The organism is Photorhabdus heterorhabditis (assembly GCF_001280945.1).
Classification (GTDB): Bacteria; Pseudomonadota; Gammaproteobacteria; order Enterobacterales; family Enterobacteriaceae; genus Photorhabdus; species Photorhabdus heterorhabditis.
Map to the genome: position 1 here is coordinate 1 of NZ_LJCS01000069.1, position 20,337 is coordinate 20,337.

General features: G+C 40.1%; 9 protein-coding genes and 1 pseudogene. 7 read left to right on the forward strand and 3 right to left on the reverse strand.

The features are described from left to right. Positions 1-469 precede the first annotated feature (469 nt). Positions 470-1,276 (reverse strand): hypothetical protein, encoded by an 807-nt coding sequence (locus AM629_RS17890; RefSeq protein ID WP_054480705.1) that lies wholly within the window; start codon positions 1,274-1,276, stop codon positions 470-472. A 587-nt stretch (positions 1,277-1,863) separates the two neighbouring features. Here AM629_RS17890 and AM629_RS17895 point away from each other — a divergent pair. After that, positions 1,864-2,112, forward strand: a pseudogene (locus AM629_RS17895) (nucleotidyl transferase AbiEii/AbiGii toxin family protein); the annotation flags it as partial. A gap of 99 nt (positions 2,113-2,211) precedes the next feature. Here AM629_RS17895 and ychF read toward each other — a convergent pair. Both ychF and pth read right to left on the reverse strand, forming a co-directional pair. Then, entirely contained in the window at positions 2,212-3,303 is a 1,092-nt protein-coding gene (gene ychF / locus AM629_RS17900; protein WP_054480709.1) for a redox-regulated ATPase YchF, read from the reverse strand. Positions 3,304-3,439: 136 nt separating this feature from the next. Next, positions 3,440-4,030 carry an aminoacyl-tRNA hydrolase gene (gene pth, locus AM629_RS17905; protein WP_054480711.1) on the reverse strand — a complete coding sequence of 197 codons (591 nt, stop codon included), beginning with the start codon at positions 4,028-4,030 and terminating at the stop codon, positions 3,440-3,442. A gap of 430 nt (positions 4,031-4,460) precedes the next feature. Between pth and AM629_RS17910 the strand changes: the two genes are divergently transcribed. From AM629_RS17910 to AM629_RS17935, 6 genes are all read left to right on the forward strand, one after another. Continuing rightward, positions 4,461-6,140 (forward strand): phage tail protein, encoded by a 1,680-nt coding sequence (locus AM629_RS17910; protein WP_054480713.1) that lies wholly within the window; start codon positions 4,461-4,463, stop codon positions 6,138-6,140. A gap of 312 nt (positions 6,141-6,452) precedes the next feature. Then, positions 6,453-13,442 carry an Ig-like domain-containing protein gene (locus tag AM629_RS17915; RefSeq protein WP_152912026.1) on the forward strand — a complete coding sequence of 2,330 codons (6,990 nt, stop codon included), beginning with the start codon at positions 6,453-6,455 and terminating at the stop codon, positions 13,440-13,442. 110 nt (positions 13,443-13,552) lie between these two features. Further along, positions 13,553-15,061, forward strand: a complete 1,509-nt coding sequence (locus AM629_RS17920) for a hypothetical protein (protein ID WP_054480716.1) — start codon at positions 13,553-13,555, stop codon at positions 15,059-15,061. A 789-nt stretch (positions 15,062-15,850) separates the two neighbouring features. After that, positions 15,851-17,347, forward strand: a complete 1,497-nt coding sequence (locus AM629_RS17925) for a hypothetical protein (protein WP_054480718.1) — start codon at positions 15,851-15,853, stop codon at positions 17,345-17,347. 600 nt (positions 17,348-17,947) lie between these two features. Then, complete coding sequence (locus tag AM629_RS17930; protein ID WP_054480720.1) at positions 17,948-19,459, forward strand: hypothetical protein; 1,512 nt, start codon at positions 17,948-17,950, stop codon at positions 19,457-19,459. A gap of 282 nt (positions 19,460-19,741) precedes the next feature. Then, the gene (locus AM629_RS17935) at positions 19,742-20,305 is read left to right on the forward strand and encodes a hypothetical protein (RefSeq protein WP_054480722.1); all 564 of its coding nucleotides are present in this window, start codon (positions 19,742-19,744) and stop codon (positions 20,303-20,305) included. Positions 20,306-20,337 lie beyond the last annotated feature (32 nt).

The following is a 20,337-nucleotide window of genomic DNA, read 5'->3' on the forward strand; positions in this document are numbered from 1 at the left end:
TTTGTTGGCTGCGTTCACTTACCCCAGTCACATAGTTATCTATGCTCCTGGGGATGCGTTCACTTGCCGCCGCACTGCAACTTGAAATCTATTGGGTATATGTATCCAATATTATTGGATTTATTTTTTGTTTTTGTCATTACCTCCTAAAAAATATTCTTATTGTTAAACTTGTATTAATAGAATTCAAATTACTAATAAATGAAATTTTATGTAGATCAATTATATTCATAAGTGAGATTTTTTCACTATTAAATATTGAGTATGGATAGATTGTAATTTAACTTATTCTTCACATGTAAATGGTTATCCATGTAACGTTTTCATATTGATATAAAAATACTGTTTATGAAATTTATTTATATTAAATTTATATTTTGTATGATTTGTTACTTTTATATTTAACCAATATATTGGTAATAATATCGTTGATATAGATCAATTAATCTGTTTATAGTAATATTTTATTTCATGTTTTTACCTTAGTTGTCATATAGTTAATCAAGCATTCTATTGTTGTTTTATTTTCTTTATCAAACATTGGTTTTACAGTTTCCCATGATGCTTGGCTGAGATTATATTCTGCTTGCGAAAGCGTATAATCGGATGTGAATTTAATAGTCCCTTTGTTATTGACTTTCTTTATTGTTAGTACAGAGGAATACAATAAGAGTGATACGCTATTTGATGATTTTTTGAGCGCACATTGTACAAAATTAGATTGTTTTTCATTTTCATCAGCATAGGACAGAGCGGCACGAATCAGCTCTTTTAGATAGAGTTTGATTGTAATTTTATCTTCGGGAGATAACCCTCGAAAGGTGTCAACAAAAGAATCAATCAGGACATCAGTATCATGACTTTGTTGAGTAATAATACTTGTGTTTGACCACAGTAAAGAGAGAAATGGAATTTTTGCTATTTCATCTGTAAACGCGACAAATTTTTCAGCATTGCCATTACCTTCTGGGTCTAAAGGGTCATAACCTGAAGCCACTCGACATAAGTTAATAAGAGTTTGCAGACCTTCAGTGATGCTGACGGGGTATTTACATGATGTGGCAGATTTTTTGGCAAATACGGCATATTCATCTGTTACTGCTATATTGGCTGGACTCTGCACATCGGAAAGATTCTCAGTGTCCAAAAAATGAATAAAAACATTATCTGAATGTTCCCATTCCTTAAGATCTCTTCCTCCTCTGCATGTAATATATTCTATCCATTCTTGTGCCTTTTCAAGTTCATGGTTAGAGTTGGTTAATATATCTTTCATAATTATTTTCCTCATGTATTTATACCCTTCATCTTTCAAGTTGCTGCTTTGTTGGCTGCACTCACTCACCCCGGTCACATAGTTATCTATGCTCCCGGGGATTCGCTCCCTTGCCGCCGCGCTGCAATTTGAAATCTATTGGGTATATTAGATAAACTATTAAATTTTTACCCAATATGAATTAAGGAACTATAATTTATTTTTTATCAAAAATATACGGCTCTATTTTATGGGTTAAATATATTTTTCTGAAAGCCAAGGATGCGTTGAACAATGGGTAAAAATTATATATCTAATCTTTTAATAATAGTGTAAAAATGTAGTGTGTAAAGTTTATTGTTGTAAAATTTGTTTTTTGTTATTATTTGTTGAATAATTCTATATTATATTATTCAGAAATGCATTAATTATCTTATAATAATTGATTTATTATCAATTAATTGTTGGTTTATTTCTGAATTGTATTTATTTAAAATAAATAATGACAAATTAAAATAATCATTAATTATAGTGGGTTATTAGTTACAATATTTTCGTAAAATCTGTTTTATTTGTCTTGAGGGAATGGCATTTTATAAAGTTAAATATTTGATAATGTATCACTGGAAGAATTGGTTGCCGTGTCGGAACAAATGATTGGCGCACTCAAGGTGCAGTTTACCCAGCAGGATTTTGACTTTTTGATGTCTTTCAAGCGCGGAACACCGGACTGGTTGTTAGTGTCGGAAAGCCAGATTCAGCATCTGCCCGCAGTAAAATGGAAGTTACACAACATCAGCCGCATACCAGAGGCTAAACACACTCAGGCACTGAATAAGCTGGAAAAGGTATTCTGAGACACCATGAAAACAAAAATCCACGCAACGGCGTGGATTTAAAATGTTTTTCTTGTCTTCATGAATCATTCTGAGATGCTCTGAGACAATAGAAACGATTTAGACATTAAACAAGAAGTTCATTACATCACCATCTTTAACGATGTAATCTTTACCTTCTGAACGCATTTTGCCGGCCTCTTTTGCGCCTTGTTCGCCTTTGTAAGTGATGAAATCGTCAAAAGCAATGGTTTGTGCGCGGATAAAACCTTTTTCGAAATCAGTATGGATCTTACCGGCTGCTTGTGGTGCGGTTGCGCCAACAGGAATTGTCCATGCCCGGACTTCTTTCACGCCAGCAGTGAAGTAGGTTTGCAAATTCAGTAACTGATAGCCCGCGCGGATAACGCGATTTAAACCGGGTTCTTCCAGACCAAGCTCCGCCATAAACTCTTCGCGTTCATCATCTTCCAGCTCTGCGATATCGGCCTCTACCGCAGCACAAACCGGTACCACCACGGAACCCTCTTGTGCCGCGATTGCACGAACAGCGTCCAGATATGGGTTGTTTTCGAAACCATCTTCGTTGACGTTAGCAATGTACATAGTGGGTTTTAAGGTCAGGAAGCTCAGGTAACGAATAGCCGCTTTTTCTTCAGTACTGAGATCCAATGCCCGCAACATACCGGCTTGTTCCAGATGAGGCAGACATTTTTCCAGCACTTCTAATTCTGTTTTGGCATCTTTATCGCCACCCTTAGCTTTTTTCTGGACGCGGTGAATAGCTCGTTCACAGGTGTCCAGATCGGAAAGGGCTAATTCGGTATTGATAATCTCAATATCAGCAGCAGGGTCAACCTGACCGGAAACGTGAATGATATTGTCGTTGACAAAGCAGCGTACAACATGGCCGATAGCTTCTGTTTCACGAATGTTGGTTAGAAACTGGTTGCCCAGACCTTCACCTTTTGATGCACCTTTCACCAAACCTGCAATATCCACAAATTCCATTGTGGTCGGTAAGATTCGCTGAGGTTTTACAATTTCAGCCAGTTGCTCAAGCCGTGGATCTGGCATAGGTACTACACCGGTATTTGGCTCGATGGTGCAGAACGGGAAGTTTGCTGCTTCGATACCTGCTTTGGTCAGAGCATTGAATAATGTTGATTTCCCGACGTTAGGTAGGCCAACGATACCGCATTTGAATCCCATAAATTTTCACCTTAAATTGCTTATAAATCAAAAGGCTGTGTTAGCCTTTTTGATGAATCAGAAAAAAATTGGCGCCATTATACACGGAATGGCGAGCTATCACGATCTCGCAAACAGGATTTATCTGTTCTGTGCATTAGGCACTGGCTTTAAAGCCATGTAACCGATTGATTGCCTTATCCATATCTTGTTTTATCAGGATGTCAGTACAGCGCAGTGCTTCATCAATTGCATCATCAATCAGCTTTTGTTCGCTGGTTGGGGGTTTTCCCAGTACAAAGCCAACAACTTTATTTTTATCGCCAGGATGACCAATACCAATTCGTAAGCGATAAAAGTTAGGATTATTGCCAAATTTGTTTTGAATATCTTTCAGGCCATTATGGCCGCCATGACTTCCGCCCAGCTTCATTTTTGCCACTCCGGGCGGTAAATCGAGCTCATCATGTGCCACTAGAATTTCATCCGGCTGGATACGGTAAAAAGAGGCAAGGGCCGCGACAGATTTACCACTGAGGTTCATAAATGTCGTAGGGACCAGCAGACGAATGTCATGACCACACATATTGATCCGGGCGGTGTAACCGAAAAATTTACTCTCTTCTTTCATAGACTGGTTGTGGCTTTGTGCTAGCAGGTCAACATACCAAGCTCCAGCGTTGTGTCTGGTTTGAGCATATTCAGCACCGGGATTAGCCAGACCGACGATTAATTTTATGTTACTCACTATTTCTTCACTTTTGGCAGTAAAACAAAAAGAAGGCTAGTTTACCTGCCGGGTGCGACGAGTACAAAGTTCAGTTTGACCGCTTTTTCCTTTAAGTGATGACTGATGGTTATTGATCGATAAATTATTTTCATTATGTAAAATTGTAAGAAATAATTTAATAAACTTCGAGATTATAATAACCAGTGAGGAAATGGATAGAAAAGCGTTATTTCCATATGTTGAATGAAAATATTTTTGATATATATCTGGTTTAGAGGTGTTTGGTTTTTATTGCTATCAATTATAAAAAATAATGGGTGATTTAAGTTATAACAATGCTCCATTATTCTCTTTCTAAACTAGAATTAAAATAAGTTATAGGGAATTATTTTTATAATAACTTAATGTGTTAATTATGAAGCGATATTGTTTAACTTGAGGAGAGTATATGAAACCGACGAATGATTTTAAAGCTTTTTCTATTAGTAATAATGCTAATGTAGTGAGTCAAGAGAGGTATGAAATAGATCAAAGTTTGAAAACAGGGTTTCCTCCAAATAATATTACTGTTCACCTGCTCAATAAGGCATTACGTCAATCGTCAACAATAACATCTGTTGTGGCTAATTTTATCGCGACATATTCTGGTGATGATATTCTGGATAATGGGGATATCGCTAAACTTGTTGTTCAATTAAATAGAGCATTGGAACAAAAAATCGCAGTAGAAGTACCAGGAGCTTCATTAACACAAAAAGGTGTTATTCAACTCACAGATAAAATGGGTAATAGTAATACCCTCGCGGTTACTCAGAAGCTTGTTTCCGATGTAAATGATAACGCTAATAACCGATTGGCAAAAGATCAAAACGGCGCAGATATTCCTGATAAAAACGTGTTTGTGAAAAATCTCGGCTTATTGGAAACAGTGGAATTGGCAAAAAATGCGGTGTCAGCTAGTGGTGGGAATTATCCAGGATATTTTAGATTTAAACAGGTTGAAACACTTCCCACTGAACGTAATGCGACGATGTTAGTTTCTGCGCAGGGCGCCAAACCAACAAGTGAAATAGTTTCGTATACGCTTTACAATTGGTATGATAATTATATTAAAACAGGTATTGTACGTGGCAGTAGCGTAGATACTTACGGATATACGATAGATATTAATGGCAGACGGGTTTTCTCTGTTTCTCCTGCGGGTCTGATTGAAGCCGCGTCAGCGAATATAAAGGGGAACGCGGGTGTTTTTAATGTAATACATGATACTGGTAAACATGCATATTTTCAGTTTATTGAGGGAGCAAAAAGAACGGCTTATGTTGGATTTCCAAGTGACGGGTCAGCGGATTTTGATATTTGCAATGAAAAAAAATCTAGCAAATTGACAATTGGTGGAGAGTTGGCTGCATATATTAATAACAATCGGGTTTTTTCTGTTTCTCCAGTTGGGCAGATTGATGCTGCATCGGCAAATTTAAAAGGGGCTGGGGGTGTTTTTAACACTGTATATGACACGGGTAAACATGCGTATTTCCAATTTGTTGAGGGGGGAAAAAGAACCGCCTATGTTGGATTTCCAGGTGATGGGTCAGCGGATTTTGATATTTGCAATGAAAAAGAATATGGCAGGCTGACAGTTGGCGATAAATTAAAATATAACGGTAATCCTATTGCAATTTTTAATGATAACTTCATCGCTGACACTAATGGCAATTTCAAAGTATCTAGCCCCATAGCGAGTATTCATCCAGACGGAACTTACGAGTTAACTCGTGAAGCAGAAGGGGTGAAAGTTGAGCGGATAGAGACAGGAAAATATCGCATCAGCGGCTGTAATGGTTTTGCAAAAGATGGGGCATGGGGAATTCACGGTGGTACTATTGTCCCGGCAGACAGCAACGGATTAAATCTAATTTGGGTTTGTGAATCGGTAGACTTATCTAGCGGCGATATAACCATCGAATGCTATCATCGTCAAAATAAAGATGCACCGATATTTGCTCAAAATAAGCGGATTAAGCGTGTTAATGATGACGGGGGAGTAATTTATTACCATGATGGTGAGCTATGCGACATTCCTGATGGACGTGTGATTAATGTTCGAGTGCAACTGCCTGAAAAATAATAATAATTGAGTGCGAACTCATAATTACAATAAGTGGAAAACCCGTTGAAATATTTGTACAACGGGTTTTTTTCTTATATTTTGATGAAAAAATGGTGTAAAAAATTAATACTGTTCTGGAAAATAAAATAGTTTGTGGTGATTTTTGCTAAGTGATTACTAATGGTTATCGGCTGATAATTTATTTTCATTATACAAAATTATAGAAATTAATTTAATGTATTCAGTAGCTATAAATGAATATATACCCAATAGATTTCAAGATGGATCGCGACGGCAAGGGAGCGAATCCCCGGGAGCATAGAGAACTATGTGACCGGGGTGAGTGAGTGCAGCCAACAAAGAGGCAACTTGAAAGATAACGGGTATAACGGCAATAATTTTATGGTATTACTGATGATGAATATCTATCGTACTTTTCGTAATTTAATAAGTTATAAGGTAAGTAAGAGTGTGCTAATAGTCTGTTTTTTATTTACAGCGCTTATGCCACCAACACTAAATAGCAATCCTGCTTTATCTGAACCAGAAAAGCCTTTGGTTGGTGTTGCAAATTGCCAGGGTCCTCCCAACGCAGTTATGAAACATGATATTGATAGAAAAAAACAGACAACCGGGCAGGTTAACAAGAAATTACACGAAAACATTACTCATAAAGAGAAAAAGCGATCAGATCGGAGTCGGTGTGGTAATTTTTTATCACAGGAAAGTGCAATAGAAAGAAATAATATCAATGAAAAACCAAAAATACCTCAACTATATGAAAGTAGTCATAAAGATGAGAGCCATAAAGATGATAGTCAAAATACTCCTCCTTTAATCCTGTCTCGTGGTACTGAATTCCTTGGGTTATTAAATAAAGATCCGAAAAAATTAGCGCAAGATTATATTGTCAATAAAGTAAATAGTCAGATAACAAATAACACTCAGAAATGGCTATCTCAGTTTGGTACCGCTAAAATTAATTTAAATGTTGATCATCATGGGCACCTGGATGAAAGTTCTGTAGACTTACTCGTTCCTTTTTATGATGATAAAGATCACTGGCTTGTTTATACTCAATATGGATATCGTCATAAAGATAGCCGTGATACTGTGAATTTAGGCATTGGAACTCGTTTATTCATAAATGACTGGATGTATGGAGCGAATACTTTTTACGATAATGACTTAACTGGTAATAACAGCCGATTTAGTCTGGGTGGTGAACTGTGGACGAACCACCTAAAAATGTCCACTAATGCATATTTCCGTCTGAGTGATTGGCATAACTCTCGTGATTTAACCAATTATTATGAACGCCCTGCCAATGGTTATGATCTTATTGCCGACATGTATTTACCTTCAATGCCATCACTTGGTGCTAAAATAAAATATGAACAATACTTTGGTGATAATGTTGCGCTATTCGGGACGAACAATAGACAAAAAGATCCCTATGCGGCAACTTTTGGGATAAATTATACGCCAATTCCACTGATCACAGCAGGAGTTGATTATAAATTAGGGAAAGAGGGAAAAAGTGATGGTATATTTTCATTCAATGTGAATTACCGGTTTGGTGTTCCGTTATCAGAACAACTTTCGCCAGAAAATGTTTCTTCACTACGAAGCTTAGCAGGAAGTCGTTACGATTTAGTTGAAAGAAATAATAATATTATTTTGAATTATTTGAAAAAGCAGAAGCGTTTTAGATTAGTGGTGCCTGTATTAGAAATTAGGGGTTACGGTGGTGAAGTTAAACCAATAAAAATTCAATCTGATACTTCGTTAAAAAATGTGATTTGGGATACACCTGAATTATTCCAGAAGAATGGCGGAATTATAAATATAGAAAATACCAATGGTTATACGATTCAATTACCGGAATATCAACCTGATGGAAAAAATGACTATACCATAACAGGCACAAGTAAAGATGATCAGCAGGGAATACAGATAGAAGCCCATGTGTTACAGCGTAATATTTCTTTGAGTATTAATACAACCGATCCTTTAATTGCTGATGGAAATGCGAAATATGTTTATACAGCGACTCTGCTTGGAGCTGATAAAAAGACGCCGATAGAAAATGCTAAATTGGTTTGGGATACAGATAAAAAAGATCCTGGATTGAAATTAAAACCTGATTCAGAAGCAACAGATAAAAATGGACAGCAGACCGCAACATTAACAAGTACAACACCATTATCCGATATACAAGTCAGCGTCAGTATTAATGGCGAACGTGTTACTACGGATAAAAAAGTCAGCTTTACTGAGTCCAGCAGCAACTATCGAGTCACCAGTGTGACGGTGGACAAAGATGGTGGACTCTATAACAACGGCACGGACAGTTATACCTTCACGGCGACGGTGGTGGATGCACATGGCAAGCCGGTGGCGGATAAACCGATCGAGATTGACTGGCAGACAGATAAAGCGGTACCCGGATTAAAACTGACGAAACAAAGCCATTCGGTGAGTAACGCACAGGGGCAGGTAACCGCGACCTTAACCAGCACGGCGGCGGTATCTGATGTGCAGGTATCGGCGAAAACCGCCAGCCAGCCAGTGGCGGTGAATGCGGATAAGAAAGTCAGCTTTGAGGAACTGAGCAGCAGTTATCGAGTCACCGGCGTGACGGTGGACAAAGGGGACCCGCTCTACAATAACGGTACCGACAGTTATACCTTCACGGCGACGGTGGCGGATGCGTATGGCAAGCCGGTGGTGGATAAACCGATTGACATTGACTGGCAGACAGATAAAGCGGTACCCGGGTTAAAACTGACAAAACAGAACAGCCCGGTGAGTAATGCGCAGGGGCAGGTTACCGCGACTTTAACCAGCACGGCAGCGGTGACGGATGTGCAGGTGTCGGCGAAAACCGCCAGCCAGCCAGCGGCGGTGAATGCGGATAAGAAAGTCAGCTTTACGGAACTGAGCAGCAGTTATCGAGTCACCGGTGTGACGGTGGACAAAGGGGACCCGCTCTACAATAACGGTACTGACACTTATACCTTCACGGCAACGGTGGCGGATGCGTATGGCAAGCCGGTAGTGGATAAACCGATCGAGATTGACTGGCAGACAGATAAAACGGTGGTCGGGTTAAAACTGACAAAACAAAGCAATTCGGTGAGTAACGCGCAGGGACAGGTGACCGCGACCTTAACCAGTACGGCGGCGGTGACGGATGTGCAGGTGTCGGCGAAAACGGTGGGTAATTCGTCGTGGGTCAAGGCCGATAGCCCGGTGAGCTTTACGGAGCTGAGCAGCAGCTATTATGTTGCCAGCGTGACGGTGGATGTGGATAAAGACGGGAAGCACTATAACAACGGCACGGACAGTTATACCTTCACGGCGACGGTGAAAGATGGGCATGGCAATCTGGTGGTGGATCAACCGATCAATATTGACTGGCAGACAGACCCAGCGGTGGCCGGGTTAACCCTGACAAAACAAAGCAAGTCGGTGAGTAACGCGCAGGGGCAGGTTACCGCGACCTTAACCAGCACGGCGGCGGTGAAGGATGTACAGGTATCGGCGAAAACGGTCAGCCAGCAAACGGCGGCGGTGAAAGCGGATAAGAAAGTCAGTTTTGAGGCGCTGAGCGACAGCTATTATGTTGCCAGCGTGACGGTGGATGTGGATAAAGACGGGAAGCGCTACAACAACGGCACGGACAGTTATACCTTCACGGCGACGGTGAAAGATGGGCATGGCAATCTGGTGGTGGATAAACCGATTGAGATTGACTGGCAGACAGACCCAGCGGTGGCCGGGTTAACCCTGACGAAACAAAGCAAGTCGGTGAGTAACGCGCAGGGACAGGTCACCGCGACCTTAACCAGCACGGCGGTGGTATCGGATGTACAGGTGTCGGCGAAAACGGCCAGCCAGCAAACGGCGGCGGTGAAAGCGGATAGGAAAGTCAGTTTTGAGGCGCTGAGCAGCAGCTATTATGTCGCCAGCGTGACGGTGGATGTGGATAAAGACGGGAAGCGTTACAACAACGGCACGGACAGTTATACCTTCACGGCGACGGTGAAAGATGGGCATGGCAATCTGGTGGTGGATAAACCGATCGAGATTGACTGGCAGACAGATAAAACGGTGGTCGGGTTAAAACTGACAAAACAAAGCAATTCGGTGAGTAACGCGCAGGGACAGGTGACCGCGACCTTAACCAGTACGGCGGCGGTGACGGATGTGCAGGTGTCGGCGAAAACCGCCAGCCAGCCAGCGGCGGTGAATGCGGATAAGAAAGTCAGCTTTACGGAACTGAGCAGCAGTTATCGAGTCACCGGTGTGACGGTGAATGTGGATAAAGACGGGAAGCGCTACAACAACGGTATCGACAGTTATACCTTCACGGCGACGGTGAAAGATGGGCATGGCAATCTGGTGGTGGATCAACCGATCGAGATTGACTGGCAGACAGACCCAGCGGAGGCCGGGTTAAAACTGACGAAACAAAGCAAGTCGGTGAGTAACGCGCAGGGACAGGTCACGGCGACCTTAACTAGCACGGCGGTGGTATCGGATGTACAGGTGTTGGCGAAAACGGCCAGCCAGCAAACGGCGGCGGTGAAAGCGGATAGGAAAGTCAGTTTTGAGGCGCTGAGCAGCAGCTATTATGTCGCCAGCGTGACGGTGGATGTGGATAAAGACGGGAAGCGTTACAACAACGGCACGGACAGTTATACCTTCACGGCGACGGTGAAAGATGGGCATGGCAATCTGGTGGTGGATAAACCGATCGAGATTGACTGGCAGACAGACTCAACGGTGGCAGGGTTAAAACTGACGAAACAGAGCAATTCGGTGAGTAATGCGCAGGGGCAGGTCACCGCGACCTTAACCAGCACGGCGGCGGTGACGGATGTACAGGTATCGGCGAAAACGGCCAGCCAGCAAACGGCGGCGGTGAATGCGGATAGGAAAGTCAGCTTTGAGGCGCTGAGCGGCAGTTATCGAGTCACCGACGTGACGGTGGATGTGGATAAAGACGGGAAGCGCTACAACAACGGCACGGACAGTTATATCTTCACGGCGACGGTGAAAGATGGGCATGGCAATCTGGTGGTGGATAAACCGATCGAGATTGACTGGCAGACAGACCCAGCGGAGGCCGGGTTAAAACTGACTCAACAAAGCCATTCGGTGAGTAACGCGCAGGGACAGGTGACCGCGACCTTAACCAGCACGGCGGTGGTATCGGATGTACAGGTGTCGGCGAAAACGGCCAGCCAGCAAACGGCGGCGGTGAAAGCGGATAGGAAAGTCAGTTTTGAGGCGCTGAGCGACAGCTATTATGTCGCCAGCGTGACGGTGGATGTGGATAAAGACGGGAAGCACTATAACAACGGTATCGACAGTTATACCTTCACGGCGACGGTGAAAGATGGGCATGGCAATCTGGTGGTGGGTCAGTCGATCGATATTGACTGGCAGACAGACCCAGCGGTTGACGGGTTAAAACTGACGAAACAGGGCAATTCGGTGAGTAACGCGCAGGGGCAGGTTACCGCAACCTTAACCAGCACGGCGGCGGTGACGGATGTGCAGGTGTCGGCGAAAACGGCCAGCCAGCAAACGGCGGCGGTGAAAGCGGATAAGAAAGTCAGTTTTGAGGCGCTGAGCGACAGCTATTATGTCGCCAGCGTGACGGTGGATGTGGATAAAGACGGGAAGCGCTACAACAACGGCACGGACAGTTATACCTTCACGGCGACGGTGAAAGATGGGCATGGCAATCTGGTGGTGGATCAACCGATCAATATTGACTGGCAGACAGACCCAGCGGTGGCCGGGTTAACCCTGACGAAACAAAGCAATGCGGTGAGTAACGCGCAGGGACAGGTCACGGCGACCTTAACCAGCACGGCGGTGGTATCTGATGTACAGGTATCGGCGAAGACGGCCAGCCAGCAAACGGCGGCGGTAAATGCGGATAGGAAAGTCAGTTTTGAGGAGCTGAGCACCAGCTATTATGTCGCCGACGTGATGGTGGATAAAGAGGGCCCGCTTTACAACAACGGCACGGATACTTATACCTTCACGGCGACGGTGAAAGATGGGCATGGCAATCTGGTGGTGGATAAACCGATCGAGATTAACTGGCAGACAGACCCGAAAGTTGACGGGTTAAAACTGACGAAACAGAGCAATTCGGTGAGTGACGCCCAGGGTCAACTAACGGCGACCTTAAGTAGTACGGTGATGGTGACGGATGTGCAGGTGTCGGCGGAAACGGCTAACCAACAAACGCCGGTGAAGGTAGATAAAAAAGTTAGTTTTGTCGGTCCTGATGAGCTTGCTTCTCTTACTGTTAGTCCAGATCACGTAACAGAAGGAGAAGGCGCGGAACATACTTACACCTTCACTGCCACAGTAAAAGATTTTTCCGGGCAGGCAAAAAGCGGTGCTACGGTGGCTTGGAGTGCAACAAATAGTGAGGGGGTTACCATTATTGATAAAAACTTGGTTACTCAGGTAGTGGGTGATGGTAAAACAGATGCTGATGGGAAAGCGCAATATCAGGTATATAGCAAAAGCGGCGGGTTTGTTGCTGTTATGGTAACGGCTAAAGTGAATGATTCATCTGTTGGTTCTAAGAATAAAACGGTGGAAATTAAGGCTAATGAGCAGGATGTTGCTAATTTCTTTATAGTACCTTATCGCGTTAGGAAGAATGATGATGAAGCCATTTATTCAGCTCTTCCGGTACCTAAAAAATATGTACACTTTGGTTGGGAAAAGATGCGTTTTATACCTGAGTATCTACCTGGAAAAATAGACATGGTTGATTATGATGGTGTCATTGATTCAAATGATAAAAGTGTGATTGATGTGGATCAAACTCGTGGTTTTTTTGAAGTTAAAAAAGTAGGAAGAGCTATATTAACTGCGACATTTACACATCCATCATCTGGGCGATATGTAAAATATGTTATTCCTGATGTGAAAATTGACCACTTTGTATTTGTTGATCCTAATCCGGCAGGGCCTGGAGTTGGTCAACCTGAGCCGTCAGATCTTATTGACAAAAAGCAGCCTCTTCGTACATGTAAAAGAGGGAATACTGTGCGTGAAGCTGTTATAGGCCGATCAATTGATTATATGGTTAACACATCGAGGGTAAATCTTATTGCAGCAGGTTTATTAGGTGATCCTGCTTATGGTTTATCACATGATAAGATAACATTGGCTGGATTATTAGTAGGTGAAGTAAGTAATAATGGCTATATTCAGGCCCATGTGTTGGACCTGAAAAATAAATATAAAAGTACTTATACGGTTTTATGCGAGAAGTAAGAAAAAGTAATAGATAATTAACCGAAGTAAAAGGAAAGATTGTACGAGAGGAAAAATAGATGGCTATTTCTCCTCAGATGTGTAACTTCAATTATAAGGTTTAATATAATATGGGAACTATTACAGCAGATATTCCTTCAAAGGCAATTGTTTTAGAGGAATGTCCAATTGTTATTACTGTTAATTATACCGGTGATGACACTAATAAGGTAACTGAATCTACTAACATAATTCACAATATACCGCCAAAGACTCTTTTTGATAGCCAAGTCAATATCTTAAGAGATATAGAGAAAAATACTTGTACTGCGAAATTTTTTATTACTGCCGAGCTTGGTGCCGGTGATGTCGATCTAACATTTTCAGTGGATGTAGAGAAAGAAAAAGCTGAATTGAATATAAAACTGATTACTATTAATCAGAATGGATTTTCACATTTAGCATTTGTGCCTATAATTATTGGTGATTCGTTGGTAAAAGATTTATCTCCAGTAGCCGATGATGTTAAACCTTCACTGATAGGTAATCCTTCTCTCACTGTTCATATGTATGCCCAGAGTAATAAAAATGATCCATTGCCTTATTTTCAGATTCCTCTGGTAACTAGCCGATTAGTCCGTATCTTTGTCTATGATAAGGATAGATTAACAGAAGAAATATTTCCTATTACTCACTTGGAAGGTAGCTATAGGTACTATATTAATACGAATTCCAGGGGTTTTGTTGCCTTAAAAGTTTTTCCCAGAAAGATAATACAGAATAACGGTTATGAAGTTAAAATGTTCACAGAGCTGACAGGTTTTAAAAGGGACACTCCATCAAGTATTTTGTTTATTACAGAAGACCTTGAACCAACGCTTGCAGCACCAGATATTTTAGAACTCGATGGAGATAAGTTAACACCTCCTCCAGGGAATACGAGTACAGCATTTAGTGTGATTATTCCATCCTATAAAAATGCCAAACCAAAAGATAAAATCTTTTTAATGATTAGAGAAGGTGATAATGAAAAGCAAAGTGGAGCTGCTACAATAAATAAAATTGATCAGTTAGATAAGCCACTTATTTCGGTGCCATATGCCAGTGTGCCGAATATTGGTGATAATGAATTGTGTTATTATGTGAGTGATCCAATTGGAAATGTAGTCATGTCATCTTCTCACTATTTTAATTTAATGGATTCAGTCCCTAATGAGCCACCACAGATTGATAGAACATTATCTGTAGCTAGAGTTTTTACTCACCAAGGTCATGTAGAACTTGAGCTTCAAGGCAAAATCAACTATTTAATTATTCAAGGAGGAGGATTGGATGTTCATATTGCTGTAGGTGCGGAAACTGAAATCAATGTAGATGATATTATTAATGTGAGTATTTACATTAATGGTACTATGGCTGAGAAGTTATATTCAGTAATGGATACTATTGATCCTTATACAGTAACCAAAGAAGATTTGATGGCTGGAGTAAGTATTATTCCTCTCGGTCAGGGGATTTTTTCATACGTAGACTCATATGCTGATGGTACACCGGGCACAGTATATATCACTTATCAGGTACAGAATAAAAATTCCAAGATTTGGTCTGGACTTATCGACACTGTTCCACCTGGTCAGTAAATTTAGTTTGTTGGGATGCGCGTTAGCGCTTCCCATTCTGACAGGCTATATTGACATTGGATGATACTGGAAAAAGGTATGTTTATGTTCTGATAAGTGAATTATTGTTATTACAGTAATGCCTAAAATAAATAATTTATTTATGTGAGAAGTAGGAAGGAGGTAATAAATAGGTAGTAAGCATCATCGTAGAAGGGCGTTATTTTGATAGAAGATTAGGTGTTTTTTACTTATTAGGGTTTAACTTTAATATAAGGTTTAATATATCGACATTTACAACAGATATTGTTTCAGGAATAATGGTTTCGGAATAGTGCCAATTTGTTATTATTGTGACTTATAGTGAAGACATAGCCATGCTATTTTCTCGTTATTTTAACTGATTAATCCCTAATGAGCCGCCACAGGTTTCTCATACATTAGCTATAATTTTTACTCACTAAGGTCATTTAGAACTTGGACAGCGAGGAGAAATCAGTTATTTAATTATTCACTGAAATTAGTGTAGATGATGTTATTAATGTAAGTGTTTATGCTAATGGTACTATGGGAGAGAAGTTAGATTCAGTAGTTAATACTATTGAACCCTATACATTAACCAAGAAAGATGTGGAGGTTGGAGTAAGCGTTATTCAGTTTAGTCAGGCTAATGACTAAAGTAAATAGTTTATTTATGTGAGAAGTAGGGAGGCGATAATAGGTAGTCAGCATCATTGTAGAAGAGCATTATTTTGATAGAAATTAGATGTTTGTTACTTGTTGGTGTTTAACTTTAATATGAGGTTTAATATGTCGACATTTACAGCAGATATAGTTTCAGGAGTAATGGTTTTAGAAGAGTGCCCGGTTGTTGTCACGGTGACTTATTTAGGTGATGATACTCACAAAGTAACGGATTCGACGGACATAGTGTATGATAACCCAGAAAATACCCGTTTTGATACGACCCCTCGTATTTCAAGAGATGTTGAGAAAAATACTTGCACTGCGAAATTTGTTGTTACTGCTAATTCTGGTGTCGGTGATTTCACCATAACATTTTCAATGGATAAGGCTACGGACCCCGATGCTAAATTAGAGATAGAGTTTCATTCTATTGATAAAAATGGTTTTTCACATGCAGCATTTGAACCTATGGTTATTGGTGGTTCGTTGATAAAAGATTTATCTCCGGCAGAGGATAATGAGAAACCTTCACCATTCAATGGTAGCCTGCTTATTAATCTATATGCGCTGAGTAAAACAAATGATCCGTTACCCTATTTTCAAATTCCCCTAGTGACGGATAAGTTAGTACGTATTTTTGGGTATGGTGGAAAGAAACTTACGAAAGAAATATTTCCTTTTATTCAAGAACTAAATAACAATAAATACTATATTAATACAGATGATAAAGGTTTTGTTGCCTTAAAGATTTTTCCCAGTCAGGAAGAGGAGGGGAACTATGCAGTTAATATGTTCACTGAATTGCGGGGTTTTTCAAGGAAATCTTCATCAAATATTCTGTTTATTACAGAAGACATTGCTCCAACGCTTGTGATGCCAGATATAGAAGAGCTGGACGGTGATAGATTAACGCCATCAACAGGATATAGCAGTACAGGTTTTCATGTGAGTATCCCGTTCTATGAAGGTGTTAGACCGAAAGATAGAATTTTTTTAATTATCAGAGAAGATAATATCGAAACGCTAAGTGCGTCTGCTGTAATTACTGATTTGAATCAGTTGGATAGTCCATTTATTTTAGTTCCATATGCTACTGTTCCAAATATTGGCAATAATGAGTTATACTATTACGCAGCTGATGTAATGGGAAACATAACTATGTCATCCTCCCTCTATTTTAATTTAGTGAGGTCAGTACCAAATGTACCACCAGAGATTACGCGTATATTAGAGAAACCTATAATTTTTAATCATAGAACGCAGTTGGAATTTGTGTGGCCAGCTAAGATCAATCTTGATGGTATTTTAGGAGGGGGGTTGGACGCCCATATTGCTGTGGGTAAAAACAGTGGAATAGAGGTAAATAATGTCATTAATGTACGTATTTACGTTAATGGTATTGTGAATGAGAATCCATCTTCGAAAATTTATTCTGTTGAACCTCATACGGTAACTGCCGACGAAGTGGCGGCAGGAGAAGCTATTATTCCGCTTGGTCAGGGGCCTTTTACTAATATAGACTCACATCGTGATGGTACTCCAGGCTCGGTTTATATCACTTACAGCGTAGGTAAAAAGGAATCTAAGATTTGGTTTGGATACATTGATACGGTTCCGTAGACTCATATCGTGATGGTACACCAGGCTCAGTTTATATCACTTACAGCGTAGGCCAAAAAGAATCTAAGATTTGGTTTGGATACCTTGATACTGTTCCACCTGGACAATAAATTTAACTGATTGGGGTTTTATTTATTTGCTGGAAAATGCGTAAGCATTTTCCATTTTTCCTAACATATTTCTTATTGGTGAACTGGCGATTTCTTTATTACATACTATAATGTTTTATTAATCGTTGTTATTTTATTTTCAACCAAGGAATCATGGAGCTAATGGTGACAGTATGAATAATGGTCAACATGACGAAAAGTGATTTAACAATTACCGTAATTTTAACCCCAGATATATTGTAACTATACCCAATAGATTTCAAGATGCATCGAGACGGCAAGGGAGCGATAGGGTATATTTGGGTATAAAGCTTATGTTTCGAGTAGAGATTTATTGTTATTACATTAACGGCTAAAGTAAATAATTTATTTATGTGACAAACAGGAAGGAGGTAATAGATAGTAAACATCGTGGTGTAAGCACTTTATCTTGATAGAAAATTGGACGCTTGTTACTTATTGTTGTTTAACTTTAATGATGAGGTTTAATATGTCGATACTTACAGCAGATGTCGTTTCAGGAATAACGGTTTTAGAAGAATGCCCAGTTGTCGTTACTGTGACTTATTTGGGTGATGATATTCATAAAGTAACAGAAACAACCGGCATAGTTTACAGTGATCTACAAGATGCCAGTTTTGATGAGATCCCCCGTATTTCAAGGGATGTCAAGAATAATACCTGTACTGCAAAGTTTGTTGTTACTGTTAATCCTGATGCCGGTGATTTCACTGTAATATTTTCGATGGATAAGGTTACAGATCCCGATGCTAAATTGGAGATTGTATTTCATCCTGTTGATAAAAGTGATTTCTCATATGCAGCGTTTGGGCCTACAATTATTGGTGATTCGTGGATAAAAGACTTCTCTCCGGCAGCAGATAATGAGGAGCCTTCTGAATCTAATGGTAGCCTCCTTGTTAATATATATGCGCTAAGTAAGAAAAATAAGCCGTTACCCTATTTTCAAATTCCTCTGGTAACGAATAGACCAGTACGTATTTTTAAGGATAATGAAGAACAACTTACGGAAGAAATATTACCTTTTATTAGTGCAGAAGATAATTATCAATATTATATTAATACGGATGGTAAAGGTTTTGTTGCTCTAAGAGTTTTCCCTAAGAAATCTAAGGGTAACTATTCAGTGAATATGTTCACAAAACTGCCATATTTTTTAAGATACGCGTCGTCAAGCATTCTGATTATTACAGAAAATATATTCCCAACGCTTCCAGCACCGAAGATTGTAGAATTGGATGGTGATAAATTAATACCACCGGTAGGAAATAGAAGTACAGGTTTTCATGTGAGTATCCCATTTTATAAAAATGCTAGGCCGTGGGATCGAGTTTTCTTAATAATGAGAGAAGGTAATAAAGAAATTAAGAGCCAGTCTGCTGTAATAGCTAATCTGGATCAGTTGGATAATCCGTTTATTTCAGTTCCATATACTAGTATTCCAAATGTTGGCGATAATGAGTTATATTATTATGTGATTGATGTAGCTGGAAACGTCAATGTGTCATCAGCCCTCTATTTTAATTTAACAAGGTCGGTACCAAATGTACCACCAGAAGCTAAGCGTACATTAGTTGCACCCAGAATTTTCACTCATAAAGATCAGGTGGAAATCGGACAGCGAGGTAAGGTAGGTAAGATCGATCTTGCAAGTATTTCAGGAGGGGGGCTGAATGCTTATATTTCTGTGGGGCCAGAGACTGAAATCAATGTAGACGATGTTATTAATGTAAGTGTTTACGTTAATGGTACTATGGACGAGGAGCTATATTCAGCAATTAATACTATTAATCCTTATACAGTAACTAGGGAAGATCTGTCTGCTGGAGTAAGTATTATTCAGCTTGGTCAGGAGTTTTTTTCATATGTAAACTCATATGCTGATGGCACGCCAGGCTCAGTATATATCACTTATCAAGTAAGGAATAAAAACTCTAAGATTTGGTATGGACACATTGATGCTATTTCGCTTGGGCAGTAAGTTTAGCCAATTGGATTTATTGGGAGGCGCGTTAGTGCTTCCCATTCTGACAGATTACATTTGGCATTGGATGATATTGGAAAAGGTATTTTTATGTTTATGCCCTGAGTGGTGGAATTATTGTTATTACATAGTGGCTAAAGTAAATAATTTATTTATGTGAGAATTAGGAAGGAGGTAATAGGTAGTAAGCATCGTTGTGGAAGCGTATTATCTTGATAGAAGTTAGATGCTTTTTACTTATTGCTTATTGGTGTTTAACTTTAATGATGAGGTTTAATTATGTCGACTCTTACAGCAGATATCGTTTCAGGAATAACGGTTTTAGAAGAGTACCCGGTTGTTGTTACTGTGACTTATTTGGGTGATTCTATTCATAAAGTAACGAAAGCGACCGACATAGTGTACAGTACCCAAAAAAATGCCAGTTTTGATGGGATTCCTCGCATTTCAAGAGATATTGAGAAGAATACCTGTACTGCGAAATTTGTTGTTACTGCTCATTCTGGTTCCAGTGATTTTACTATAACATTTTCAATGGATAAGGCTACGGACCCTGATGCTAAATTGGAGATTGCGTTTCATCCTGTTGATAATAATGGCTTTTCACATGCCGCGTTTGAACCGATAATTATTGGCGATTCGTGGATAAAAGATCTTTCTCCGGCAGAAGATAATGAACAACCTTCTAAATTTTTCAATGGCAGCCTCCTTGTTAATATATATGCTCAGAGTAAAACAAATGATCCATTGCCCTATTTTCAGATTCCTCTGGTAACCAGGGCAGGATCTCACATTTTCTATATGGTTATTGTGGATAAAAACAACCCTCTACTAGCTCAATAAATGTTCATGCCAGATATCAAAACCTATCAATA